Below are 24872 nucleotides of genomic sequence, written 5' to 3'. Positions count from 1 at the left end.
CCATTAAGTATTAGCTTTAATGGTCTTTCCTTTTGTTAAATAACACACCTAAATCACGCTTTGCTGGCATATTACTTGTGCTTGGCATATTACTTATAGCCGCAAATTTACGCGCCACATTTACAGGTATTGCACCTGTGCTTGAACAAATTATTAATCACTTTGGGCTTAGCGCATCGCAAGCTGGTTTTTTAACAACACTGCCACTCATTGCCTTTGCGGTTGTATCGCCAATGGCCGCAACTCTTGCTAAAAGACAGGGTCTTGAGCGCACCTTGTTTCTGGCTTTGTTATTTATACTTGCAGGGGTTGCGGCGCGGGTAATAAATACCTCAGCCATGCTTTTTGTAGGCACCGCGATTATTGGTGTAGGTATTGCCATAGCAAACGTATTATTACCAAGTTTAATTAAGCGCGACTTCCCTGCAAAGGTTGCGTTAATGACCTCAGCCTACGTGCTTACTATGGGCGTTGTATCGGGCGGATTTTCTACTTTAGTTTTTCCGCTTAGTCAGTTAAACGGATTAGGCTGGCAACTTGCACTGGGTTCATCAGCACTTATTACCTTGGCAAGTATTATTGTATGGATGTCGCAATTAAGTAAGCACACAAAACCCGCGAGTATTGCTCAGCACTCTGACACGTCAAAAAGTGTATGGCGTTATTTACTAGCATGGCAAATTACCCTACTGCTGGGCTTAAACTCGTTTTTAAATTATATAATTATTACGTGGTTACCAAGCATATTAATCGAAAGCGGTCACTCAGCTACCCAAGCAGGTGCTTATCATGGTGCTTTTCAAATAGCGACTGCATTACCGGGTTTAATATTGATTCCGTTACTTGCCAAATTAAAAGATCAAAGCGCGCTTAGCTTTATTTTAGCCATGTTGAGTGCACTCAGTGCATTGGGGCTGCTTTACATGCCTAGCTTTGCTTTTGTTTGGACCCTAATGCTGGGCTTTTGCTCTGGGGCATGTTTTATACTTGGGCTGTCGTTTATTAGTTTACGAACTGACGATTCGCAACAAGCAGCGTCGCTTTCAGGTATGTCGCAAAGCGTAGGCTATTTACTCGCGGCAATTGGTCCTATGCTAGCTGGTGCATTACACACTACAACAGGCAGTTGGAATGCGCCATTGTGGTTGTGCGCTATTGCCGGAATACTGTGTGCTTTATGTGGTTTAGGCAGTGGTAAAAACACCACTTTAGCTAAATCAGCTAACTAGCTGCTGTAACCACGAAAATAAACCAGATGAAGGTTTACTACTCGCGTGCTTTTGCTCATAGCGTTTATTCGTTGCTTCGCGCTGCTCACGACGCTCTTGCGCTAAATTAGCTTTTGCAGCAAAACGTAAGCGCTGCTCTTGAGTAAGCTCATCATTAAAACTAATGGCTGTTTTTTTAACTGCACGGCTGCTTTTAGGTGAACTACACATATTATTCTCCAAATGACTGACCTATAAGTAGACAGTCATTTGGTTAAATAAATTTCAAACCGCTTACTAAAAAAGTAATACTGATAACCCCAACTAACTAGTTTTGTGGGGTTGTATCAAACGCAGGTACTTCGTGTAAGCCGCTCAACCAGCTCAATGTTGATTTAGCCCAAATTTGTGCTGTTGGCGTAAACTGATCACGCTGATCAACCGCACCAATACGCAAGCCATATACACGGTCAGCTTTAGCTTCGTTAGTTGCATAAAGTGTTGTACCACATGTGCCACAAAAACCTTGCGCACGCTTGTTACCACTTTGCGCTGTTTTAACAAACTCTTTTGGCTCACCTTGGGTAAACACGACCGAATTTGGCTCTGCAATTATAACTGCTCTAAATGGGCCGCTCGACATACGTTGGCAATCGCTACAATGGCAAACAAGTGCGTTGTTATTTTGAGATTTTGCTTGGTATTTAATTTCACCACAGTAACAGCTTCCAGTAATTTCCATTATTTAAATCCTTAATGCTTATGAAGATTGAATCGAGGTATAAGACCGGCAATATCGATTCATTATTTTTAATAATATAAAAAACTGCTCACCGGTTCATTTTTATATTCGGTTAGATTTTTAATTTTGAGAGTGATTTTCAACGTTGAACAAGTGCTACAAACATGGTCCGATGTTTTAAATAAAACAGCAATACCACGTTAAGCTAATAGCGTAACGTGGTGCGTGTAAATTACTTTTTATGTGCGTTTAAATAATCAACGGCTAATAAGCTGAGTGCTTTAGTGCCTACTTTAAACGATGATTCGTCGGCATAAAAATAAGGGGAGTGATTACTAGCCACTGTATTTAAATCTTGCTCACTGGGTGTGCCGCCTAAAAATACAAATACACTCGGCACTTCTAAAGCGTAAAACGAAAAGTCTTCTGCGCCAGTTATTTTTCCCATTTCAACTACGTTACTGTTACCTGCTGCTTTTTTAAGGCTAGGTAACATTTGCGCAGTAAGCTGTGGGTTATTAATCGTTACAGGGTAACCCTCGTGAATATGTACCTCTGCTGTAGCTCCTGACGATTTAGCAATGTGCGTGGCTGTGGTTTTTATTTTTTCAAAAATTTGTGCACGATTATCCATATCAAAGTTACGAATCGTGCCTACCATTTCAACTTCTTCAGGAATAATATTATTACGTACCCCACCCGCTATCTTACCAAACGAAACAATAGCAGGCTCTTTGGTAATGTTGATTTGGCGGCTAACAATATGATTTACGCCTGTTACTATTTGCGCAGCTGCTGCAATGGGGTCAACCCCAGTCCACGGTGCAGAGCCGTGTGCCTGCTTGCCATGTACTGTTATTTCAAATCGGTCTGCACTGGCCATTGCAGGGCCACTTCTATAGCCAATTTTACCGCTGTGCAAACTAGATGTTATGTGTAACCCAAAAGCAGCTTCTGGTTTGTATTGTTTAAATATGCCTTCTTTAAGCATTAACTCAGCGCCACCCTCTTCCCCCTCTGGTGCGCCTTCTTCTGCAGGCTGAAATACAAACATAATATTACCGTGTAGCTCACCTTTCATGTTTGCAAGCACTTGTGCAGCGCCCATTAGCATAGCCACGTGCGTGTCGTGCCCGCAAGCATGCATTATGCCTACATCTACACCACGGTAATTGGTGGTTTTAGTTGATTTAAAATCAACATCGGCTTTTTCAGTAACCGGCAGCGCGTCCATATCTGCCCGTAGCATTACTGTTGGACCTGGCTTTGCACCTTTTAATAGCCCCACAACACCTGTATAAGCAATCCCTGTTTGTACTTCCATACCCAGCGACTTTAAGTGCTTAGCGACAATACCTGCTGTGCGGGTTTCGCGATTTCCAAGCTCAGGGTTTTGATGAAAATCACGTCGCCAATCAATAACCTGTTGCTCTACCTTTTTCACTTGCTGATCAATGTTTGCATTGGCATTAAGCGCACTAAGGGCAGCAAAGCCCAGCGCTACTGAAATTAGTGATTTTTTCATCCTGTTTGTCCTTATTATATTTATTGGTTTTATAATATTGATGAGCACGAGCCCTTATGTATTATTGAGAACATAATTAGTTCACTCTATAACCACTATTACTGAAGGCTCTACAATAATCAATCCCATTTAAGCTAGATGCCCAACTATGAAGGGCCACTTCACTTTTCACTGGCTTTACTATTTTTAGTTTGAAGGTTTAGCGCTAATTAAGCCTACCACTTTTGCTTTTGTTGATTTAAAAATGACATTGAATAGTCAACCAACGCACGTAAAGTGAGTTTTAATAAGCACGGTGGTGAATAGAAGAAGTTAACAAGTAATAGGCTTGGTACATAGTTGCTATTCAAACTATAAAATAAAAATAGCAATGTAGAACCTCCCCTTATGTTGGGGGTAATTATTTAAATGCGTTAGCATTTTTTATGCTGTCAAAATCATTAAAGCGCACGTTGTGTTGCGCCATTACTTTAAGTATTTTCTCACTTAACATTTGGCGTAAATAAAATGGCTGATTTAGCACAAAGTGATGAATGGTATGCGTTTTACCAAAGTTAAAACAAAACAAGTGAAACGGCATAAATAAACGACTCGTTAGTACATGTGTTTGTTCAAGCATATTATTAACGCCGCCATAGTAATGCATGCTTGAGGTAACAAAATTAAGCGAGCTTGAGCGAATAATATTAGGCGCAATAAGTACGACTATTAAAAATTCAAACACATTCATTATACTTAATAACCAGTTAGGTGAATTTAGCGAAAGTGGTATAAATAAATCAACAATATGAAACACAATAACGCTGTATAAAATAGCAAAATACGCAGTCGCTATCGGAAACCCCGCATTAAAAACACTCGAAAAACTAAAGCCATTAATTTCTTTTCTAAAACGTTTAGTAGAAATAACTAACCCTAATAACCCATATACAATGACTAGCGCACGTAAAAATGGATTTTTAATACCGTTCCCCACCAAGCGTTCTTCTAGGTCTTGTTGTGTGCCTGAGGTTTTGTGATGGTGTAAATGCATTTTACGTCGGTACCATGGGCTAATAGTATTTGGCCGCATTAACCATACTGTTAGCATCATAAAATTATGCATAAACGGCTGGTTACTAAAGTATTGTTTATGTATAAGGTCGTGTTCTAACTCATGGGAAATAGACGCAGCTATAGCCGCAAGCACTATACACACCCAAGCAGGTATTATAGCCAAATAATATAAAACCCCAACGCCAATAAGTACAATCAGCGACAGCAATAAAATAATTAACCCCAAAATATTTTGATGGGCAAGTAATGGATACTTTTGACGAAGTGATGCTTCCTCTGCCTTGATAGCTTTTACAATCGCTTGAATATTTTGCTTGGCAGTTAATTGGCTCATATATAATGTCTTAAAAACTTTGTTGTACAAATAATACCTGAATTAAGCGCAACATCGGAATAAAGCGGGAATAATTATTATAATGCGCTTACTTATTAACAGACCTGTTCATTAGATTGTAATTTATAAGTGCAGTTGTATTGTAACAACCACACCTAGAAACTAAATATTAGGGCTTGCTACCAATTTAAAAGCCATGCTGTACAAAAGTTTTAGCTTTCGCTTTGTATGCCTGAAATTGCTGGGCGCTTTAATTGTGTATTTAGAGGTAAGTAACATGCTATTGCACCAAGAGTTACTACAAATATTAGGGTAGTAAGGAATAATACTAGCTGAGTTAACGTAGGTACTGTATTAGCTATATTTTGTAATTGCTGTTGCAGTAAAAATAAAATACCAACACTTAATAAAACCCCTATTAAAATACCAGCGCCACTTTGCTTAAATACTAACAAAAATAAATCTAACGGTTTAGCGCCTATACACAAACGAATGCCAATTTCTGCACGTCGTAACTGCACTGAGTAACGCATAATACTCACCAAGCCAATGCTAGTTAATACTATTGTCGCAACAATTAACGCTATAGTCGTAGCTGATACAACGTATTGTCGAAATAATGCAGTATCACGCTGAGAATTTAACGACTCAAGTTTATGCACCGAAATGCCCGCATCTATTTTTTGCAATAACGTATTAAGCGTTTGTTTTTTTAATTGTTGATTATTTTTAAGCTCTATAATAAATGAGCGATACCCTTCACGTGTCAAAAAGGCTTTAGGCTCTTTTAGTGCTTTACCAGGAATTGGCATCGCCTTAACAATACCTATAATTGTTAAATCGTTTTCACGACCAGATGTAATATCGAAACTTAAGCGCATTCCTAATGCGTTACCATCACTTGATAACTGCTTGGCAAGTACATCATTGATAACTATTACATTAGCGTCACTTTTAACATCTTCAGCTGTAAAACTACGCCCTTGCAGAATAGGTTGTTTAAGTACTGAAAAATAATGCTCATCAACGGATTTACCTGACGGTAGCACTTGTTTATTGTGCGTAACTTCAATGAGTGACCAAGTAATTAAATTATCATTGATAGGTGAGGATGAGCGGCTAATCTGAGCGACTTCTGGCAATAAAGCTATTTCATTAGCTGCTTGATTTAGTACTTGGTTTGCTTTTTCTCTGTTTGCTGATAAATAATTAGCTAAGTTAATTTCAACACTGGTTAGTTGCTTAATAGGCAGTGTGAAAGCTTCTTTTATATTGGCATTATTAACGTTAAAGATTAAAAGGTTAATAAATAATAAAGTACATGTAATTGCAACCTGAAATGCCACCAAGCTTTGCCAAACACGCTTACTTACCTGTACAGTTTTGCCTTTTCCTGCTGACTTTAAGCCACCGATTAATTCACGATAATTAATAATACGCGTACACAAATAGGCAAATAGAGTGCTCAGTATTAAACAGCTCAATACCGCAATAAGTACTGAGGCCATATTAACCGACAACTCGCTTGCTCGAGGTAATATGGCCTGCGCTAAATGACTCAACTCAGCCAAAATAACAGCTGATAGAGTAAGACCTATAAAGCTTGCACTTCCTATTAATAATACAATTTCAAGCCAAAATTGTTTAAACAAAATAAACCGTGTTGCGCCTACGGCAGCACTTAGTGCTAAGGTATGCTTACGCGCAGCTGTACGAACTATAAATACATTGCTAATGTTTACACACGCAATAATAACCAAACCTAGCACAGCTAAAATAAGCCAATAAATATTTTTCGGCGTTTCTTTTAATATTACATTTTGCAGTGGATTAAGCTCAAGCTGAATATGCCAACCGGCAAAAAATGCCTCTGTTGTAATATGTTGCTGCCACACGTTATCAACATACTGAGATAGCTTTTTACTTGCTTGAACTCGATTTATATTACTTGGTAATTTAGCAACAAAATGGCTGTTTGAATAACGGTTCCACCAAAAAGGTTTGGCTTCTTCAGATGTTAGATTGTAATCCCAAGGCAGCCATATAGCCGTTTCTTGGCCTGTTTTGATAAGGGCTGGAGCTTTAAAATTGGCAGCAGCTACACCAATAATTTTAAATTGTTGCCCCCCTACACCCAACTTTTGGCCAATAATATCTTCTTTAGCAGCAAAATCATTTATCCATGTTTGATAGCTGATCACTGCCACAGGATTAAAACTATCTAGCTTCTCTGTTTGGCTAAAACCACGCCCCAAATGTAACTTAATAGCAAATAAATCAAACCACTGCGGTGTTACAAATGATGTATTTACGATGGGCAAGCCAGCCACATCATCGAGGCGTTGTTGTGCGTAATACACCAAAGCGACTTGTTCAAATACGTTATGGTTTTTATATAAATCAATTAGCGCAGGGTAATTAAATGCACGTGTATTAAGCGACCCTGTTGAGTCTATTTGCGCATACTCAGCTTTAACTAACCGTGCTTGTTCAGGATAAGGCAATGGCTTTATCAGCATAATATACGCAAGCGTAAGTACAGTAATTAACGCAGCCAAAACAATGCTCAAGGTTGCGACAACACTTACACTATAAATTTTATGCTTTGTAATATTGAGTAATGCATTTTTAAAATTGTAAGTCATTACTTCACTCCTTTGAGTAACTGATTAATCACGGTTTTTGTTTTAAATATTTTCATCTTATTCTCGCTGATAAAGAGCTACTTAAGCATTTAATGGCTCTTTTACCGCTATTTCACCAAGTAATTCACCATCAAGGAGTTTTAGCTGACGACTTGCCATATCGGCATAGCGAGGATCATGAGTTACCATGCAAATAGTTGTTCCCGCATTATTTAAATCAGTCAATATTTGCATTACTTGGTCACCCGATTTTGAGTCAAGATTACCTGTTGGCTCATCCACCAGCAAAATTGTAGGCTCTGCTACCAAAGCACGTGCTATGGCAACACGTTGTTGCTGACCACCTGAAAGTTGGCTTGGTTTATGGCTCATTCGATGTCCAAGCCCTACCTTTTCAAGACACGCTTTTACTTTTTCAGCAATCTCATGCTTGTTTGGTTTAGAGTGATGATAGCGAAGTGGCAATGCCACATTATCAAATACACTTAGTTCATCAATTAGGTTAAATGACTGAAAAATAAAACCTATTTTAGCGTTTCTAATGTCAGCAGCTTGATTTAGTTTAAGCTTAGAAACATTCACACCATCAATAAAATATTCACCACTCGTTGGCATATCAAGTAAACCTAGGATTGATAATAATGTTGATTTACCGCACCCTGATGGCCCAGATATAGACAAATATTCACCACTGTAAACTTTTAATTCAATACTGCGAAGCGCATAAGTTTGCAGCTCATCAGTTTCAAAAACTTTACTAAGTGCTTTCATTTCTAGCACGACACTTTTAAGGGCTTTATTTATTTGCTCTGCCATTGCATTCATCCTTAATTTATGTGAATTGTTTGGTTGGTTTGAGTAAGGTTGGCTAAATCTGAAATTATTAACTGCTGATCAGCAGCTACACCACCTAACACTTCAATATAGCGTCCAGCTAAACGACCAAATTTCACTTTAACTAAACTAGCATCACCTGATATTGGGTTAAGCTGATATAGCGCAACTTCGGTATAGGGTTTAACGTTTGCCGGGCGCTCTATGAAGGTAACATTAGTGAGCTTTGCAACAATAATATTTGCATCAACACTTAGTTGCGGCCTCACGTTTTCGGGTAATATTTTAGGCAAAGCAAGCTCTACTTCTACCGTATTATTAACGATTACAGGGCTTATACGCGTAACGCGCGCATCAACTATACCTCGGCGTGTATCTACTCGTGCAACTTGGCCTAAACGAATATCATCAACCTGATTTTGTGGAACTTGGATCAAAGCAATTAAGTTATCAACCGAGCCTATTAATGCAATTTCTTGCCCTGCGTTCACACTTTGCCCAAGCTCCACAGGTAAGCGCTGTAACACACCATTTATCCCTGCTTTTATAGACAAATTAGTAAGCTTTGTTTGTGACATAACAACAATCCCTTGCTGCTGTTTTATTTGCTCCAACTGAATACTTTGCGCCTCTTTATGTACTTCTTTTAATTGCTCTGCACGCTGCTTTGCAATTGCCAATTGCTGGCTAAGTTGTTGCTCATCAAGCACACTACGCTGGTAATTTAAGGTAGATACAATCCCTTGCTTAACAAGGGCTTCTTCTGCTTTTAATTTTAGTTTGGCATTTTCATACGCAGCATAACTTTGTGCCACATGGGAGCGCTCATTTAACAGCTCTCGCGTATTATTAAGCTTTGTTTGGCGCAAGTTCGCATTCAATTTATTAAGTTCTTGCTCAGCACTTTGTAACTGTTGATCGAGTTCAGGGTTTGCAAGTTGCACAATTACAGAGTCGCTACTGACAATAGCGCCAGGCTTTAATAAAATAGCTTTAACTGTGGCTGCTGTTTTAGCGGTAAGTAATTGCTGCTGTGCCGATTTTAATTCTCCATAACCCGTCACTGTAATGTCTAGCGCGCCTTGCTTTAGCGTTGCAACAATAATATTACTACGCGAAACGGATACTCCAGCTTGGTTACTTTGTTGATAAATAACCCCAATTATTACAATAACAGCTGCGGCTAAAATTAATTTTTGCCAAATAGCTAAAGCTTTTGTATTTGTTGTTTTTGCTATATCCATATTTCACTGCTTAATGCTTTGTATATTTAAGCTAAAGCGAAACACGTGCCAACATTAAAAACTAAATAAATACATGAGATTAACTATAATATTGCTTACTTTTTCTAATAAATAACAGCAATAACGGACTCCTCAGTACCAATTTGAAACTCATAGCCCTAATTTTCAAAGTTATACTTTTATTAACCTCTTTGGCAGTACCGAAACCGAACCATCACAGTCCGATTTCGGACTAATGCGTGAGTATTTAGCCTTGTTTTATTATTAACAGTTTGAAATTCAATAGATAAAATCACTGGCATAGAAATCGCTTTACGCTACAATAATTTAGTTTCCCCCTTTTACTTGGAAGTTTATGCCTGCCACTATTTTGATCATCGAAGATAGCCTCGAAATTCGTCTAAGCGCGCGATTTATTTTAGAAGATAGTGGTTATCTGGTGCTTGAATGCAGCGATCCTTTTGAGGCACAAGCATTGCTTGAAACAGACCAGGCTGTGAATCTAATTTTGCTCGATATGAATTTCTCGCGCGATACAACGTCTGGTAATGAAGGAATGGCTTTTTTACAGTATGTACAAAAAAAACAGTTAGCGATTCCTGTTATAGCAATGACTGCCTGGTCAAGCGTTGACTTAGCTGTACGTGCAATGCAACAAGGGGCATGCGACTTTATTGAAAAACCTTGGCAAAATCAGCGACTATTAAAGTTACTTCAGCAACAGCTAACACTTAATGATCTCACTAAGAAAAATAAAAAGTTACAGCAGCAATTAAACGATCATCCCTCGCAGCCTTTTATTTATAACTCAACAGCAATGCAACAACTGATTGAGCAACTAGAAAAAGTAGCCAAAACTGATGCTAATATATTACTAACCGGAGAAAATGGCACAGGTAAAAGTCAGTTAGCCCAATGGATACATCAACAATCAGCTCGTAAAACTCAGCCTTTTATTGCAGTAAATATGGGCGCAATTGTAGAGTCGTTATTTGAAAGTGAAATGTTTGGGCATAAAAAAGGCGCGTTTACAGATGCTAAAAGTGAACGTATTGGTCGCTTTGAACTAGCTGAGAATGGTAGTTTATTTCTAGATGAAATTGCAAATATTCCGCTCCCTCAACAAGCTAAGTTACTGCGAGTGCTTGAAAATCAAGAATATGAAATGGTGGGTGCAAGTTACACTAAAAAAGCTAATGTTAGGCTGATAAGTGCTACCAATGGGGATTTTAGTAAACTCATCGCTAGTAGCGCATTTAGAGAAGATTTATATTATCGATTAAATACGCTTGAATTTGTTATTCCGCCATTGCGAGAACGTGTAGAGGATATAATCCCGCTCTGTGAGCACTTTATAAGCCATCACGCCAAAAAGTATAACCATAATTTAATAAAGCTTACTGATTGTGCCAAGCTTGCATTATTACACTACTCTTGGCCAGGCAACGTACGCGAGTTAAGCCACGTTATTGAACGCGCAGTTTTATTAGCAACAACAGATACCTTAAGTGCAAGTCACCTTAACCTAAATAATAACCAAGCTAATAATACGCTACCATTAATGACCCTAGAAAGTGCTGAACGACAGCTCATTGATTTAGCACTAAAACAAACTCAAGGCCACATTCCTAACGCTGCGAAGTTATTAGGTCTGGGTAAATCATCTATGTACCGTCGTCTTGAAAAGTACGGCATTACGGTATGAAAGCACGCTGGCTTTTTAGCTCTTCATTAGAGCGTAGTTTAATAAGCTTTGCTGCACTAAGCGGTTGTTTATCTGCAATTGGTTGCTATTTTATTAGCCAATACTTTACCTTGTCGACAGCAAGTTCAGTCACAATTGCAGTGCTATTTTTAGTTATTTATTTTAAGTTGTTTATGAGTACTTATAACAAAGTTATAAGTAGCTTTAATCGTAACCATGCCCACCTAGATGCTATTTTGAATGAGGACTACAACCAACTCGTTAAACCGAGCTACCAAGGCGGAAGCATCAACCGATTGCAGCAAAGCTTAATTACTTTAAGTGAAGAATTATTTAAAAAGAAATCACGTTATGATCAGCATGTATTTTTGGTATATCAGCTAATTGAGCACTTTAATGTACCAATAATGGTGCTCGATCAAAACAATAAGCTGAGCTATGCCAACAACGCATATAGCGAATTTAAAAATACACCATGGCAAACTATGCGCTACTCAAGTGCAGAGGCATTAGGGCTTATAAAGCATGATGCTCATTGGCAACTCAGCGATGCGATTACTGCGCAGCAATGGCAGATACGCCACAGTGAATTTATAGAGCTAGGCAGTTGCCATCAACTTATTGTAATGATTAATATCACCTCTGCTCTTCGCGAAAACCAACTACAAGCATGGCAGCAAATAATTCGCGTACTCGGCCACGAAATTCGTAATTCGCTTACTCCGGTAATTGGTATGGCCGAAAACCTCGCGGTAAAACTTACCGAGCCGCGTCAGGCACAAGCGTTAAACGTAATAAGTGAGCGTTGTAATCACCTAAATGAGTTTGTAACCCGCTACGGTGATATAAATAAAGCCCTTTCACTCAACATTGTTACGATAGACAGTCAGGCTTTTTTTAATCAAGTTTGCGCTATTTACCCTGATGTTGAGTTTACTCGTAGCATTAACTGCCCAACTTTTAATGCCGATCGTACATTTTTACATCAAGTAATTATTAACCTGATAAAAAATGCCATAGAAGCCAGTTCCTGCCCGGTTAAAATAGCATTGAAAATTAACACTCAAAACACGGTGAACTGCATTACTATTTCTGACAACGGACATGGCCTTGCAAACCCGGATAATATATTTGTGCCGTTTTACACCACTAAACAACAAGGCCAGGGCATTGGTCTCAGCTTTTGTCGTAACGTAATTGAGCAACACAATGGCAGTTTGAATTTAGTAAATAGAGGTGACATCAAAGGCGCTGTAGCTACAATTTTACTGCCAATATAGTAGATTTAAGCAACTATGATATTTCGTTTCGATTCATTCTCACCCAGCAGGTAAACTATAGCTAATATTAGCGCCACTTCAGTGGTGCTCGAGTCCGCCCCACAAATTTTATTACGAATACTTAATTCATCCCTGAAGCAGTATCCATCGTTCATCCATGAACTCACTTCGAGTAACTGCGAAACTTCGTTTCGGTTCACTCTCACCCAGCAGGTGGGCTGTAACTGATATTAGCGCCACTTCAGTGGGCTCGAGTAAGCCTTCATAAATTTTAGGTATAAAAAACCCCAACCAATCTGGTTAGGGTTATAAAAAGTGGTACCAGCGGGCGGACTGTAACTGATATTAGCGCCACTTGAGTGGCGCCCGAGTCCACCCCACTCAAATTTCAGGCATAAAAAAACCTCTGCTAAAACTAGCAGAGGTTGTAAAAAGTGGTACCAGCGGGCGGACTCGAACCGCCACTCCTTTCGGAAGGGGATTTTGAATCCCCCATGTCTACCAATTTCATCACGCTGGCATCATTTTTCTTTAACCTTCTAAACAAGAGAAGATAAAGAAAAACCACTTTAGAGCTAAGGATTATTTATGTGCCTTCGTCTCTATGCCAAGCATTATACAAACAATAGGGGGAGCAGCAAGCACTTTATGACATTAGCATGATCAACCGCTTAACATTTAGCCACCTATTAACATTTATAAAAGTAATTATTAGGTTAAATAGTATCGCTAAACTATAGCGCTTAGTATTTGTAAGCTTTTTTGCTAAACTAGCGCGCATATTAATAGTGAGAGTATATTTATGTCGGGTGAGTTTCCACGTGCTGGTTTTTGGCGTCGCTTTGCGTCGTTAGTCTACGATACGTTAGCCATTATTGCGTTTGCTATGTTAACGGTTGTACTCTATTTGTTTGCCGTACAAGGGCTTATTATCCTCGATGTTATTAGTTTAAATGGCGCTGAAGATGTATCGGCACTTATTCAAGAATCGTTATTATTTTCAAGTATTAGAAGCGCCCTACTTGTTATTGTTACCTTGGTATTTTTTGGCTATTTTTGGACTAAAAGCGGTCAAACAATCGGTATGCGTGCATGGCGTTTAAAGGTGCAAACTCTTGAAGGTAACTTAATTAGCTGGCCACAGGCTATTATTCGCAGCCTTTGTGCATTGCTTGGTTTAGGTAATTTGCTGGTATTAGTTGATTTTAAAAACAATAAAGCACTGCAAGACTATCTCTCTAAAACAGAGGTAATAGCGCTTACCAAAGAAGAAAATAAACGCATTTACCGCGAGCTTGATTAGTACTAATTAAAGTGGCTAAAAGCAAAAAGGGTAACCATTTGAAGTGGTCACCCTTTTTTAATGCTTAGCAATAATACTACACCCGCTTATTCATAAGGTATGTAGCAAAACTTATAAATATTACACTCGGTAGCACCGCACCAATAATTGCTGGTATTTGGTAAACCATAACCACAGGGCCAAATATTTCATTCGTTAGATGAAATACAATACCTGTCACCACACCCATAATAATACGTGCGCCCATTGTTACAGTTCGCAGCGGGCCAAATATAAACGACAGCGCCACCAGCAACATAACCGCAACCGATACTGGCTGCATTATTTTTCGCCATAACGCTAACTCGTAGGTGCTTGTATCTTGCTCATTTTGCTTTAAGTAGCCTAAGTATGACCAAAGCCCAGTAAACGATAATGACTCAGGTTTTACCGATACCACACCTAGCTTTTCAGCTGTTAATTGCGATGGATAAAACTCTTCTTTTATTTGTTCACTGCTAATTTCATCATCTGTTATATGTACTTTATTTACATCACGTAATAACCAGCCTTCATCTCGGCTTACGGCCTCACGGGCTTTTGTTATTTGCGTTAAATCCAACGATTTATCAAAGTGGTACATGTGCAAACCATTTAACTTTCCGTTTTGATCTACATCTTCAATATTAATAAAGTTGTTGCCATCTTTTGCCCAAACACCTTTTTGAGCATTAAATACATCGCCACCATGTATTGCTTGATTACGCATCTCTTTTGCATGTAGCTGCGCTTCAGGTGCTCCCCACTCACCTAGAGCCATCATACAGACAGCCATAAATATAGCCGTTTTCATTACAGAGCCAATTATTTGCAACCGTGACATACCAGCTGCTTGCATTACGACAAGCTCACTGTTTGAAGCAAGTGCACCTAGGCCGGTTAAGCCTCCGATTAATGCAGCCATCGGGAAAAACACCACTAAATCACTCGGTATTGTGTAAAGTGTGTAAAGCATAGCTACCATTAAATCATAACTACCGCGCCCAACTGACTTTAACTGGTCGATAAATTTAATTAGGGTGCTAATACCAACTAATACCAACAATGCAAAGCCTGTCGTTTGTAAAATACTACGGCCTAAATACCAATCAAGTGTTTTCATCATAAGCCTAACTCCCGCTTAGTGACAATGGCCTTAAGCCAGACGCCCAGTGGCCGCCCTTTTATAATTAATAATCCGCCAATAAACAAGGCGCTCAGGTGAATCCACCACAAGCCAATTGAAGGCGGGATTTTACCATCTTCAACTGCAAATTTAGCGGCATTTAGTAAAATAAAGTAGCCTAAGTACAAGCTAATAGCCGGCACTAGTTTTGCAAATTTACCTTGACGAGGATTAACCACGCTTAATGGAACTGCCAGTAAGGTAAGTAATGGGATTGATAACGGAATTGCGAGTCGCCACTGCCACTGCGCTATAGATTCAGAAGTATTAATTGCGAGCAATTGATTGGTTGGCACAGCCTCTAATTTACGACGTTGGTGCTCTATTTCTTGCTCTCGGATTTGTACGCTGTAACCATCAAACTCCGTTAAATTAAGTGCTGGTGTTTTGCCATCAGTTTCGTAGCGCTTGCCGTCAGTAAGAACTAGCTGTTGTTCACCATTTACAGCTTCAACCACCACACCTTGCTCGGCATAGACCAAACGTGCAAGGTTGTCTTTTTCACTATCAGGCAACTGTGCAACAAACACCTTATTGAGCTCTTTACCACCATTTTCAATATTATGAATAAACACCACGGCTTTTTCGTTACCAGTTTCTTGAAAACGCCCAGCTCTGAGTGCTGATAACCCTGCATCAGCTTTAGCTTGCTCTTTTAATTGGTACTCTTGCTCGCTTGCCCACGGTGCTATATACATAGTCAGTGCTGCGGCTAATATGGCAAGTCCAACACTTGATATAAGCGTCACGCGCACCACATACCACTCACTTACACCACAAGCTTTAAGTACGGTCATTTCGCTATCGGCGTAAATACGGCTGTAAGCCAAAATAATGCCTAAAAATATACTCAGCGGAAGTATTAGCGAGGCAAGTTGCGGAAGTTTTAGTGCAATCATAGATAGCACTAATTTAGCTGGAATACTGCCTTCAGAAGCATCACCTAAAATAACAACAAACTTCTGTGACAAAAATATAGTCATTAAAGTTAAAAATACGGCGACCTGCGATTTTAAAACCTCAGCGGTCAAATAACGAAAAATAAGCAATGCTCGCCCCTGTTAAACATGGAATTTCACTACAAAAGTGAGTGTTGAATAGTTAAATAGCTATTTTACCCAGTTAAAACTGGCAAATAGGCTATTATTATAAGCCATCAAAATTAATTATCCTACCTAAGTGCAGGATATAATGTTGCATTAGTAGCCCTTAAGCATATAAAGTTCAATTACACAGTAAGAGTCTAGTAAAGTCAGTTAAAATTAAAACTATCTCTACATAAGTTACGTAATTAAGACTAGAAAATAATTTTTTAGCCCCAATTTATAACTTAAATGACTCAAAATCAGGAGTGACAATGGAATTTAACGTAAAAAGTGGTAGCCCAGAAAAACAACGCAGCGCATGTATTGTAGTTGGCGTTTACGAGCCACGTAGGTTATCCCCCATTGGTGAACAACTTGATAAAATCAGTGATGGTTACATCTCAAATTTACTTCGCCGTGGCGACCTAGAAGGCAAACCAGGGCAAGTTTTATTACTTCATCATGTACCAAATGTATTAAGCGAGCGCATATTGCTTGTTGGTTGTGGTAAAGAACGTGAGCTTGATGATAAGCAATATAAACAAATTATTTCTAAGACTATTAATACCTTAAACGAAACTGGCTCTATGGAAGCTGTTTGTTTTTTAACAGAGCAACACGTTAAAGGTCGCGACACTTACTGGAAAGTTCGTCAAGCAGTAGAAACAACGCAAGATTGTTTATATACGTTTAACCAGCTAAAAAGTAAAAAAGTAGACCCGCGTCGCCCACTTCGTAAAATGGTATTCAATGTGCCTACTCGTCGCGAACTTACTATTGGCGAAAGCGCTATTGAGCACGGTTTAGCTATTGCAGCAGGCAGTAAGCTGTGCAAAGACGTGGCTAACATGCCACCTAATATTTGTAACCCTGCGTATTTAGGCGAGCAAGCTCAAGAGCTGGCAACCAATTTTGATAATATTACTGTTGATATTGTTGGCGAAGAAAAAATGGCAGAGCTTGGTATGAACTCATACTTAGCAGTTGGCCGTGGTAGTGATAATGAATCTGTTATGTCTATTATTAACTACAAAGGCGCAAGCGATGACCAAGCCCCTATTGTACTTGTTGGTAAAGGCCTAACGTTTGATTCAGGCGGTATATCTATTAAACCTGGCGAAGCCATGGATGAAATGAAATACGACATGGGCGGTGCAGCGGGTGTTATTGGCGCAATGCGTGCATTAGCACAAATGCAATTACCGATTAACGTAATTGGTGTTTTAGCAGGCTGTGAAAACATGCCTAGCTCTAATGCATATCGCCCAGGTGATATATTAACAACAATGTCAGGGCAAACTGTTGAGGTACTTAATACCGACGCTGAAGGCCGCTTAGTATTATGTGATGCACTTACATACGTTGAGCGCTTTGACCCAGATACAGTTATTGATGTAGCAACATTAACTGGCGCATGTATTGTGGCCCTTGGTGCACATGCTACGGGGTTACTTTCAAATCATAACCCGCTGGCGCATGACTTATTAAAAGCCTCTGAGCAAAGTGGCGACCGTGCATGGCAGTTACCGTTATGGGATGACTATCAAGATCAACTAGAAAGCCCATTTGCCGATTTTACAAACTTAGGCGGGCGTTCTGCGGGAACTATTACTGCAGCATGTTTCTTATCTAAATTTACTAAAAAGTATAATTGGGCACATTTAGATGTTGCCGGTACAGCATGGCGCAGTGGCGCTAAAAAAGGCGCAACTGGCCGTCCTGTTCCTATGCTTACTCAGTATTTATTAAACAGAGCCGGTATAAGTGAAGCCGCTCAAGATTAAACATACTCTGTAAAAAGCTACTTATAAGGCGCCATTTGGCGCCTTATTTATTTGTGTATTAATTGAAGCAAACCAGGTTATATGGCAAAATCTGCCTCTTAATTTGTGTGTATCAAATTGGTATGCATTCAATGTCATGGGAAACCCCGATACAATGAACATGAACGCTAAATTTTTCGTTCTAAAGCAACAAGATGAGTCTAAAGCCCAGGCTGATGATCATTTTACTTTGGCTGCACAAGTTGCGGCCGATCAGTATCGAAATGGGCAGCGTGTATTTATTTGTGTAAACGATAACGAAACTGCCTGTGCCATTGATGAAATAATTTGGGCATTCGACCCAGATAGTTTTGTGCCACATAATCTACAAGGTGAGGGCCCAAAAGGCGGCGCACCTGTAGAGATTGGCATTACGCCACCTGTTGGCAATCGTAAAGTTTTAATTAACTTGGCCACTCAATTACCGGATTTTATTCGTCGGTTTAACCAAGTTTTTGATTTTGTCCCCGTAGAACGTAGTGCTAAGCAAGCTGCTCGCGAACGCTTTAAAAAGCTACGTCAACTCGGTGCCAATCTCACCACGCAAGATATAAATAGCTAGCCAATCAGGCAAACTAACCAACTAATTTAAGTACTTATTTAAGGTTCTGTGTAATGGATAAAACCTACAATCCGCAAGATATTGAACAGTCTCTATATCAAGACTGGGAACAAAAAGGCTACTTTAAGCCATCTGGCAAAGGCGTACCATATTCAATTATGATCCCGCCGCCAAATGTCACTGGTAGCTTGCACATGGGCCACGCCTTCCAAGATACAATAATGGATACCCTAACGCGTTTTAAACGTATGCAAGGTAACAACACATTATGGCAAGTAGGTACTGACCACGCAGGTATTGCAACGCAAATGTTGGTTGAGCGCAAACTACACGCTGAAGAAGGTAAAACTCGCCACGATTTAGGCCGTGAAGATTTTATTAATAAAATCTGGGAATGGAAAAACGAATCAGGCGGCACCATTACTAAGCAATTACGTCGCCTTGGTGCATCAGTTGATTGGGACCGTGAACGTTTTACTATGGACGATGGCCTATCTGAAGCTGTTAAAGAAGTATTCGTACGCCTTCACAAAGAAAACCTAATTTACCGTGGTAAACGCCTAGTAAACTGGGATCCAAAATTACACACAGCTATTTCTGATCTTGAAGTTGAAAACAAAGACAAACAAGGGCACATGTGGAACTTACGTTACCCATTAGCCGATGGCGTTAAAACACAAGACGGTAAAGACTATATTATTGTTGCCACCACGCGCCCTGAAACTATGCTTGGTGACTCGGGTGTTGCAGTAAACCCAGATGACGAACGCTACACAGACTTAATCGGTAAAGACATTTTACTACCTATCGTTAATCGTCGTATTACTATTGTTGCAGATGAACATGCCGATAAAGACAAAGGCACAGGTTGCGTAAAAATCACTCCTGCACACGATTTTAACGATAACGAAGTTGGCAAACGTCACAAGATGCCAATGATTAACATTTTCGATAAAGACGCTGCTATTTTAACGCAAGGTGAAACATACACCTTTGACGGTAAAGAACTTGAGTTTGATGCGCCAATTCCTGAGCGCTTACACGGCCTTGACCGTTTTGCAGCGCGTAAAGCAATTGTGGCTGAATTTGAAGAACTTGGCCTACTTGAAAAAATTGAAGACCATGGCCTAACCGTTCCTTACGGCGACCGTTCTGGTGTGGTAATTGAGCCACTACTTACCGACCAATGGTATGTACGTGTTGCACCACTTGCTGAACCTGCAAAAGATGCAGTTAAAAACGGCGACATTCAATTTGTACCTAAGCAATACGAAAACATGTACTTCTCGTGGATGAACGATGTACAAGATTGGTGTATTTCACGCCAGCTTTGGTGGGGTCACCGTATCCCAGCTTGGTACGACAATGAAGGCAATGTATTTGTTGGTCGCGATGAAGCAGAAGTTCGCCGTGAAAACAACATCGCAGATAGCGTAACACTCAGCCAAGACGAAGACGTACTTGATACTTGGTTCTCGTCTGCGCTTTGGACTTTCTCAACGCAAGGCTGGCCAGAAAACACCGATGATTTAAAAACCTTCCACCCGTCTGACGTATTGGTAACAGGTTTTGATATTATCTTTTTCTGGGTTGCGCGCATGATCATGATGACGCTGCACTTTATAAAAGATGAAAATGGCAAACCACAAGTGCCATTTAAAACAGTGTATGTAACGGGCTTAATACGTGACGACAACGGCGATAAAATGTCGAAATCTAAAGGTAACGTACTTGACCCACTAGATATGATTGACGGCATTGAGCTTGAAGATTTAGTACAAAAGCGTACTGGTAACATGATGCAGCCAAAACTTGCTGCAAAAATAGAAAAAGATACCCGCAAAGTATTTGCAAATGGTATTGAAGCTCACGGTACCGATGCGCTTCGCTTTACCCTTGCAGCAATGGCATCTACCGGCCGTGATATTAACTGGGACATGAACCGCCTTGAGGGTTACCGTAACTTCTGTAATAAACTATGGAACGCGAGTCGTTACGTACTAATGAACACAGAAGAGCAAGATTGTGGCTTTGCAAACGATGCTGAAAAAGAATTCTCGTTAGCTGATCGTTGGATCTTAGGCCAATATGAAGCAACCGTTAAAACCTACACTGAGCACCTTGATAACTACCGCTTTGATTTAGCCGCTAATACACTTTACGAATTCACCTGGAACCAGTTCTGTGATTGGTACTTAGAGCTAACTAAGCCCGTATTATTTAAAGGCAGTGAAGCACAACAGCGCGGTACACGTAATACACTTATTACCGTACTTGAGAGCTTACTACGCCTAATGCACCCAATGATGCCATACATCACTGAAACAATTTGGCAACGTGTAGCACCACTTGCAGGCCTTGAAACTACAGGCACTAGCATTATGGTACAAGGCTTCCCTGTTTATAATGAAGCAAGCGTTGATGCACAAGCAATGGACGATTTAGAGTGGGTTAAACAATTCATTTTAGCTATTCGTAACATTCGTGGTGAAATGGACATTAGCCCAAGTAAGCCACTGAGCGTATTACTTGCTAATGCATCGAGCGACGATGTGCGCCGTATTGAAGAAAACAAATCATTTTTGGCATCACTTGCGAAGCTTGAAGAGTTTACCATGCTTGAAAACAAAGACGGAGCACCTGCGTGTGCAACCTCTTATGTTGGCAATCTTGAAATCATGATCCCAATGGCGGGCTTAATTGACGTTGAAGCTGAGCTTGCACGTATTAATAAGCAGCTAGAAAAAGCTGAAAAGGGCTTAGCACAAGTGCAAAACAAACTCGCTAACGAAAAGTTTGTTAACAACGCACCAGAGGCTGTACTTGCAAAAGAAAACGCTAAATTAGCTGAATTCACTGACGCTAAAACTAAGCTACTTGAGCAAAAAACTAAAATAGAAAGCTTATAAGCTTTCATAGAATGCCTATTAACACTATTTAATAGGCATTAAAAAAGCCGCTCACTTTAATTAAAGTGAGCGGCTTTTTTGTGCCCAGAGCCTAAACTCTAAGCATTTATACAAATATTAGAATTTGTAGTTGTACTGAGCGCCAATAAGTACTGCATGACCTTTAGATTCGAACTCAAAGTCTTCTTCCTCAAAGTTCTGAGTCTTACCACGGATAATACTTACACCAAGATCAACGTCTGAGTTTTTATCAATTGCGTAGTTACCACCAAATGAGAACCAAAAACGATCTGTATCAGGAATAGAAATCGATAGGTGATCTTGTGAAACTGGAGACTCATCAAATGCTACACCTGCACGAAGTAATAGACTTTCGTTTAACTGGTAGTCTGAACCAACGGCAAAACGATATGAATCAGAGAAGCTTTCATCTTTATTAAATGCACTAAACTTATCACCAGATGTTGGTGTAACTAGTGCTTCTAATGAATCAAAACTACTCCAACCTGTCCACAAAATGCTGTAATGAAGACCTAGTTTTTCATCTAACTGATGAGAACCTGAAAACTCGGCTATTGCTGGAAGTGTTATCTCTACAGAGCCCGGAAGTTCGGCTCCAGATAACCCTTGTGGTGTCATTGCTGTCATAGGTAACTGGTTAGAGTAAGTACCCTCAAATGTAATATCTGTTTCTGTACGGTAATTAAAACCAAAACGGCTGTTATCATCTAGTTGATACATTAAACCAATGTTCAAAGCATAGCCAGTGTCATCACCCTCAAGGTTTACAACTTCAGTTTTAGCAGGTATAGGTAATGGAGTAGTGCCTAAATGACGAACAATTTCTGCATCTGCATAAATTACGTTTAAACCAATACCATAACTAAATTTATCGGTTACTTTATATGCAACACTCGCGTTTAAGTTCACAGTAAATATTTCTGTTTTACCGGCAATTTGACCTGCCGAATAATCATCATCAAAATCAGTTGATAAACCAAAGTTAGAAAATGCACCAAAACCAAGTGAAACCTTATCATTATAAGGCATTGTGAAATAAGCAGCTGGTACCACTGCACTTGGTGCAATGCTATCGTCATCTAATGAAGATTGATCAATACCAGTTGGTGCGCCTTCACCTTCTAAGCTTACATCTGGAATTACACCAATAGCTGCAACGCTTAGCTGCTTGTCTTTGAATAAAGTCATTAGTGCTGGATTACGAGCAACTACAGACGCGTCGTCTGCGATAGAGGCTTCTCCAGCATATGCACGGCCTAAACCCGATGCATTCTGCTCTGATAATTGAAACGCAGCTGCAAAACTATCAGCCGAAACAAATGCAAGCGAAGCTGCAATAAGAGTTTTAGAAAATTTCATTGTTGAATCCTTAACCAAACAAACTGTTTGGGTAGCTATGTGTGTTGTTATTAGGGTTTGAAACCTGGCTACACTACCTTAATTTTTTGTAAAAAACTCTATGAATACGTCAAAAAATAGCAAAAAACATGTTTTTTAACGACATTTTAACAACTATTTAAAACTCATCGGACGAGAAGTGTGGTATTAGAGCATTAGCTCTAATTGTAATTAATTATCATTTAGATTGACTTGAAATATAGAGCAAATTACACTCTTTATAAAATCACTAAGGAAGTAACGCTGTGATCATTTCATTTATTATTGCAGGACTAATATTTTGCGGTGCAAGTGTATTTTTCTTCTGTAAAGCAAACTATTGCGCATGCACACAAGCTGGGCAATGTGATAACCCGGTAAATTATTATTGGCTAGGAGCAATGCTAAATGCATTAACCTCTTTTGCGCTGTGCTGTTTTGCGCTTCATGTAGAGTTAGGTACTTTATTATGGTTAATTTTGATGGGGAGTTGTTTTTTAGGAGCGATTATTTCGCAAAAGAAAAGTAAATACAAAAAATGTAAGAAAACTACATCAACAAATGCTCTTTTAGTAAACGAGACAAATTAATTTGATAGTCTGCGGGTTTTACACTTGCTAAAATTTTAAGTTCTTCAAATTCATCACTTAAATCTATATCTTTTGCGGTAACATAGTGGTTGTGTTTAGCGTTATAAAATAGCTTTACCTTAGGTTTGATTGGGTTGAGCTTATTACCTTCTAGCACTAGTGCTAGCCGTTCGTTAGTCAGCTTTACAATAGTTCCCACAGGATGCACACCTAAACACTTAATAAAGTGTTGTACTAGCTCACTATCAAACATTTTTTTATTAGCTAATAAGTAGCGTAAAACATTTATAGGCTCGTCACCATCTTGATGGGGCCTATCAGCAGTCATTGCATCATACACATCTACAATTGCCATAATCCGAGCTGGCTTACTTAATTCATTAGCAGTAACGCCTCGAGGATAGCCAGTTCCATCTAATCGTTCATGATGGTTAACTATCATATCAACCATTAATGAAGTGACCCCTTTCTCATTTTTTACTAGTCCTAAACCTTGAGAAACATGTTTTTTTATCGCTATTAGTTCACTACTTGTAACTTTCCCAGGTTTTGAAAAAATACCTTGTGGTAACTTTGCTTGCCCAAGATCATGTATTAAAGCTCCCATAGCGAATTCTTCTACTACCGCTCTTTCATACCCTAGATACTTTGCAAATACTGCAGCAAATATTGCACAATTAATCATATGACGCCAATTGTAACTATGCTTATCTTTGATACGCGTTAGTATAGTCATAGCATTTTCATTTCGAAAAACAGATGCGACGATATCATTAACAATTTCATCAAGAAGTGTTTTATTTATGCTAAGCCCAGATGATAAATCACTATATAAAACTTGTAGTTTACGATCATACTGATCATATGCATGACTTGCTTTTGCAAATTCATGTTGTACCGTCATTATGACTTTCGATGGAGCTTGTCTTCTCCTAATGCTACTTTGAGTATCTTTAGTATCGACTTCACTTTGATATTTAGCAGGGATAGCTATATCACTTTTATCAAAATCAATAGATAGTTCTAATACACCTTCAGCAATTAGGCGTTTTATAATAGATGTGTCTTTTACTAAACCACTTGTTTTTATCTTTATATTATTGATCTCTTCCTGCTGCTTAGTAACGCTATCAACGTACATGCCAGGTCTAAGTTCAGATATAGGTAAAGTGATTAGCATAGAAATAGAGGGTCTATAGTTAGGGAATCAGTTCATTAAATAACATTTATTAAGCATAAAAGTCTAGCTTTTGAGTTATAGTTAATGATATATGACCAAAAAGGACTATATCTAACATCATTAAAAGCGATTCAATATAAATAGCAATAAAATACATTAAGCTGAATGGTGTATTTAATGATACCAATTTACTTAATTAAGTAAATTATTTTGAGGTGAAAACGTCGTCAATAACAGGACAAAAA

19 protein-coding genes and 1 tRNA gene are annotated in these 24872 nt (G+C 39.2%); 8 read left to right on the top strand and 12 right to left on the bottom strand.

Going from position 1 to position 24872, the window contains the following annotated elements; genetic code table 11:
* Window positions 1–32 precede the first annotated feature (32 nt).
* Window positions 33–1229: an MFS transporter gene (locus V6260_RS13615; protein ID WP_341594684.1), complete on the top strand. Its 1197-nt coding sequence runs from the start codon at window positions 33–35 to the stop codon at window positions 1227–1229.
* On the opposite strand, the gene V6260_RS13610 is transcribed toward V6260_RS13615, so the two are convergent.
* From V6260_RS13610 to V6260_RS13580, 7 genes are all read right to left on the bottom strand, one after another.
* Window positions 1218–1439 (bottom strand): hypothetical protein, encoded by a 222-nt coding sequence (locus tag V6260_RS13610; RefSeq protein WP_024605837.1) that lies wholly within the window; start codon window positions 1437–1439, stop codon window positions 1218–1220. The genes V6260_RS13615 and V6260_RS13610 overlap by 12 nt on opposite strands.
* A 97-nt stretch (window positions 1440–1536) precedes the next feature.
* Entirely contained in the window at window positions 1537–1950 is a 414-nt protein-coding gene (locus V6260_RS13605) for a GFA family protein (protein WP_007377055.1), read from the bottom strand.
* Between the two features lie 232 nt (window positions 1951–2182).
* On the bottom strand, window positions 2183–3475 hold the full coding sequence (locus V6260_RS13600) for an amidohydrolase (RefSeq protein WP_341594683.1): 1293 nt from the start codon (window positions 3473–3475) through the stop codon (window positions 2183–2185).
* A gap of 400 nt (window positions 3476–3875) precedes the next feature.
* Window positions 3876–4865: a fatty acid desaturase gene (locus tag V6260_RS13595; RefSeq protein ID WP_341594682.1), complete on the bottom strand. Its 990-nt coding sequence runs from the start codon at window positions 4863–4865 to the stop codon at window positions 3876–3878.
* A 212-nt stretch (window positions 4866–5077) separates the two neighbouring features.
* Window positions 5078–7510, bottom strand: coding sequence for an ABC transporter permease (locus V6260_RS13590; protein WP_341594681.1), 2433 nt, complete (start codon window positions 7508–7510; stop codon window positions 5078–5080).
* A gap of 81 nt (window positions 7511–7591) precedes the next feature.
* A complete protein-coding gene (locus V6260_RS13585) occupies window positions 7592–8326 on the bottom strand; it encodes an ABC transporter ATP-binding protein (RefSeq protein ID WP_282098398.1) in 735 nt (244 codons plus the stop codon).
* 11 nt (window positions 8327–8337) lie between these two features.
* The gene (locus V6260_RS13580) at window positions 8338–9588 is read right to left on the bottom strand and encodes an efflux RND transporter periplasmic adaptor subunit (RefSeq protein WP_341594680.1); all 1251 of its coding nucleotides are present in this window, start codon (window positions 9586–9588) and stop codon (window positions 8338–8340) included.
* Between the two features lie 355 nt (window positions 9589–9943).
* Between V6260_RS13580 and V6260_RS13575 the strand changes: the two genes are divergently transcribed.
* A complete protein-coding gene (locus V6260_RS13575; protein ID WP_341594679.1) occupies window positions 9944–11293 on the top strand; it encodes a sigma-54 dependent transcriptional regulator in 1350 nt (449 codons plus the stop codon).
* Window positions 11290–12573, top strand: coding sequence for a sensor histidine kinase (locus V6260_RS13570; RefSeq protein ID WP_341594678.1), 1284 nt, complete (start codon window positions 11290–11292; stop codon window positions 12571–12573). The genes V6260_RS13575 and V6260_RS13570 overlap by 4 nt, the downstream gene beginning before the upstream one ends.
* Window positions 12574–13008: 435 nt before the next feature.
* Here V6260_RS13570 and V6260_RS13565 read toward each other — a convergent pair.
* Window positions 13009–13093: transfer RNA gene (locus V6260_RS13565), tRNA-Leu, on the bottom strand.
* Between the two features lie 282 nt (window positions 13094–13375).
* Here V6260_RS13565 and V6260_RS13560 point away from each other — a divergent pair.
* Window positions 13376–13876 carry an RDD family protein gene (locus V6260_RS13560; protein ID WP_138682113.1) on the top strand — a complete coding sequence of 167 codons (501 nt, stop codon included), beginning with the start codon at window positions 13376–13378 and terminating at the stop codon, window positions 13874–13876.
* A 76-nt stretch (window positions 13877–13952) separates the two neighbouring features.
* Here V6260_RS13560 and lptG read toward each other — a convergent pair whose 3' ends face one another.
* Window positions 13953–15020, bottom strand: a complete 1068-nt coding sequence (gene lptG / locus V6260_RS13555) for an LPS export ABC transporter permease LptG (RefSeq protein ID WP_341594677.1) — start codon at window positions 15018–15020, stop codon at window positions 13953–13955.
* Complete coding sequence (lptF, locus tag V6260_RS13550) at window positions 15017–16129, bottom strand: LPS export ABC transporter permease LptF (protein WP_341594676.1); 1113 nt, start codon at window positions 16127–16129, stop codon at window positions 15017–15019. The genes lptG and lptF overlap by 4 nt, the downstream gene beginning before the upstream one ends.
* Before the next feature lie 308 nt (window positions 16130–16437).
* Between lptF and pepA the strand changes: the two genes are divergently transcribed.
* From pepA to V6260_RS13535, 3 genes are all read left to right on the top strand, one after another.
* Window positions 16438–17949: a leucyl aminopeptidase gene (gene pepA, locus V6260_RS13545; RefSeq protein WP_341594675.1), complete on the top strand. Its 1512-nt coding sequence runs from the start codon at window positions 16438–16440 to the stop codon at window positions 17947–17949.
* Window positions 17950–18103: 154 nt separating this feature from the next.
* Window positions 18104–18550, top strand: coding sequence for a DNA polymerase III subunit chi (locus V6260_RS13540; protein ID WP_341594731.1), 447 nt, complete (start codon window positions 18104–18106; stop codon window positions 18548–18550).
* Between the two features lie 53 nt (window positions 18551–18603).
* The gene (locus tag V6260_RS13535; RefSeq protein WP_341594674.1) at window positions 18604–21459 is read left to right on the top strand and encodes a valine--tRNA ligase; all 2856 of its coding nucleotides are present in this window, start codon (window positions 18604–18606) and stop codon (window positions 21457–21459) included.
* A gap of 117 nt (window positions 21460–21576) precedes the next feature.
* On the opposite strand, the gene V6260_RS13530 is transcribed toward V6260_RS13535, so the two are convergent.
* On the bottom strand, window positions 21577–22839 hold the full coding sequence (locus V6260_RS13530; protein ID WP_341594673.1) for an outer membrane protein transport protein: 1263 nt from the start codon (window positions 22837–22839) through the stop codon (window positions 21577–21579).
* Between the two features lie 284 nt (window positions 22840–23123).
* Between V6260_RS13530 and V6260_RS13525 the strand changes: the two genes are divergently transcribed.
* A complete protein-coding gene (locus V6260_RS13525) occupies window positions 23124–23447 on the top strand; it encodes a hypothetical protein (RefSeq protein WP_341594672.1) in 324 nt (107 codons plus the stop codon).
* Here the strand turns inward: V6260_RS13525 and V6260_RS13520 are convergent.
* Window positions 23407–24627 carry an HD-GYP domain-containing protein gene (locus tag V6260_RS13520; RefSeq protein ID WP_341594671.1) on the bottom strand — a complete coding sequence of 407 codons (1221 nt, stop codon included), beginning with the start codon at window positions 24625–24627 and terminating at the stop codon, window positions 23407–23409. The two genes, V6260_RS13525 and V6260_RS13520, sit on opposite strands and share 41 nt — an antisense overlap.
* Window positions 24628–24872: the final 245 nt, after the last annotated feature.

It is taken from the genome of Pseudoalteromonas aliena, assembly GCF_038155085.1.
Classification (GTDB): domain Bacteria; phylum Pseudomonadota; class Gammaproteobacteria; order Enterobacterales; family Alteromonadaceae; genus Pseudoalteromonas; species Pseudoalteromonas aliena_A.
The sequence above is the reverse complement of the archived record's forward strand: the minus strand, read 5'-3'. Positions and strand labels throughout refer to the sequence as shown.

What these genes read in the sequence shown, in the direction of transcription:
- V6260_RS13610 (WP_024605837.1), bottom strand. Translation starts at nt 1,439, where the DNA reads ATGTGTAGTTCACCTAAAAGCAGCCGTGCAGTTAAAAAAACAGCCATT.
- V6260_RS13605 (WP_007377055.1), bottom strand. Translation starts at nt 1,950, where the DNA reads ATGGAAATTACTGGAAGCTGTTACTGTGGTGAAATTAAATACCAAGCA.
- V6260_RS13600 (WP_341594683.1), bottom strand. Translation starts at nt 3,475, where the DNA reads ATGAAAAAATCACTAATTTCAGTAGCGCTGGGCTTTGCTGCCCTTAGT.
- V6260_RS13595 (WP_341594682.1), bottom strand. Translation starts at nt 4,865, where the DNA reads ATGAGCCAATTAACTGCCAAGCAAAATATTCAAGCGATTGTAAAAGCT.
- V6260_RS13590 (WP_341594681.1), bottom strand. Translation starts at nt 7,510, where the DNA reads ATGACTTACAATTTTAAAAATGCATTACTCAATATTACAAAGCATAAA.
- V6260_RS13585 (WP_282098398.1), bottom strand. Translation starts at nt 8,326, where the DNA reads ATGGCAGAGCAAATAAATAAAGCCCTTAAAAGTGTCGTGCTAGAAATG.
- V6260_RS13580 (WP_341594680.1), bottom strand. Translation starts at nt 9,588, where the DNA reads ATGGATATAGCAAAAACAACAAATACAAAAGCTTTAGCTATTTGGCAA.
- V6260_RS13575 (WP_341594679.1), top strand. Translation starts at nt 9,944, where the DNA reads ATGCCTGCCACTATTTTGATCATCGAAGATAGCCTCGAAATTCGTCTA.
- V6260_RS13570 (WP_341594678.1), top strand. Translation starts at nt 11,290, where the DNA reads ATGAAAGCACGCTGGCTTTTTAGCTCTTCATTAGAGCGTAGTTTAATA.
- V6260_RS13560 (WP_138682113.1), top strand. Translation starts at nt 13,376, where the DNA reads ATGTCGGGTGAGTTTCCACGTGCTGGTTTTTGGCGTCGCTTTGCGTCG.
- lptG (WP_341594677.1), bottom strand. Translation starts at nt 15,020, where the DNA reads ATGATGAAAACACTTGATTGGTATTTAGGCCGTAGTATTTTACAAACG.
- pepA (WP_341594675.1), top strand. Translation starts at nt 16,438, where the DNA reads ATGGAATTTAACGTAAAAAGTGGTAGCCCAGAAAAACAACGCAGCGCA.
- V6260_RS13540 (WP_341594731.1), top strand. Translation starts at nt 18,104, where the DNA reads ATGAACATGAACGCTAAATTTTTCGTTCTAAAGCAACAAGATGAGTCT.
- V6260_RS13535 (WP_341594674.1), top strand. Translation starts at nt 18,604, where the DNA reads ATGGATAAAACCTACAATCCGCAAGATATTGAACAGTCTCTATATCAA.
- V6260_RS13530 (WP_341594673.1), bottom strand. Translation starts at nt 22,839, where the DNA reads ATGAAATTTTCTAAAACTCTTATTGCAGCTTCGCTTGCATTTGTTTCG.
- V6260_RS13520 (WP_341594671.1), bottom strand. Translation starts at nt 24,627, where the DNA reads ATGCTAATCACTTTACCTATATCTGAACTTAGACCTGGCATGTACGTT.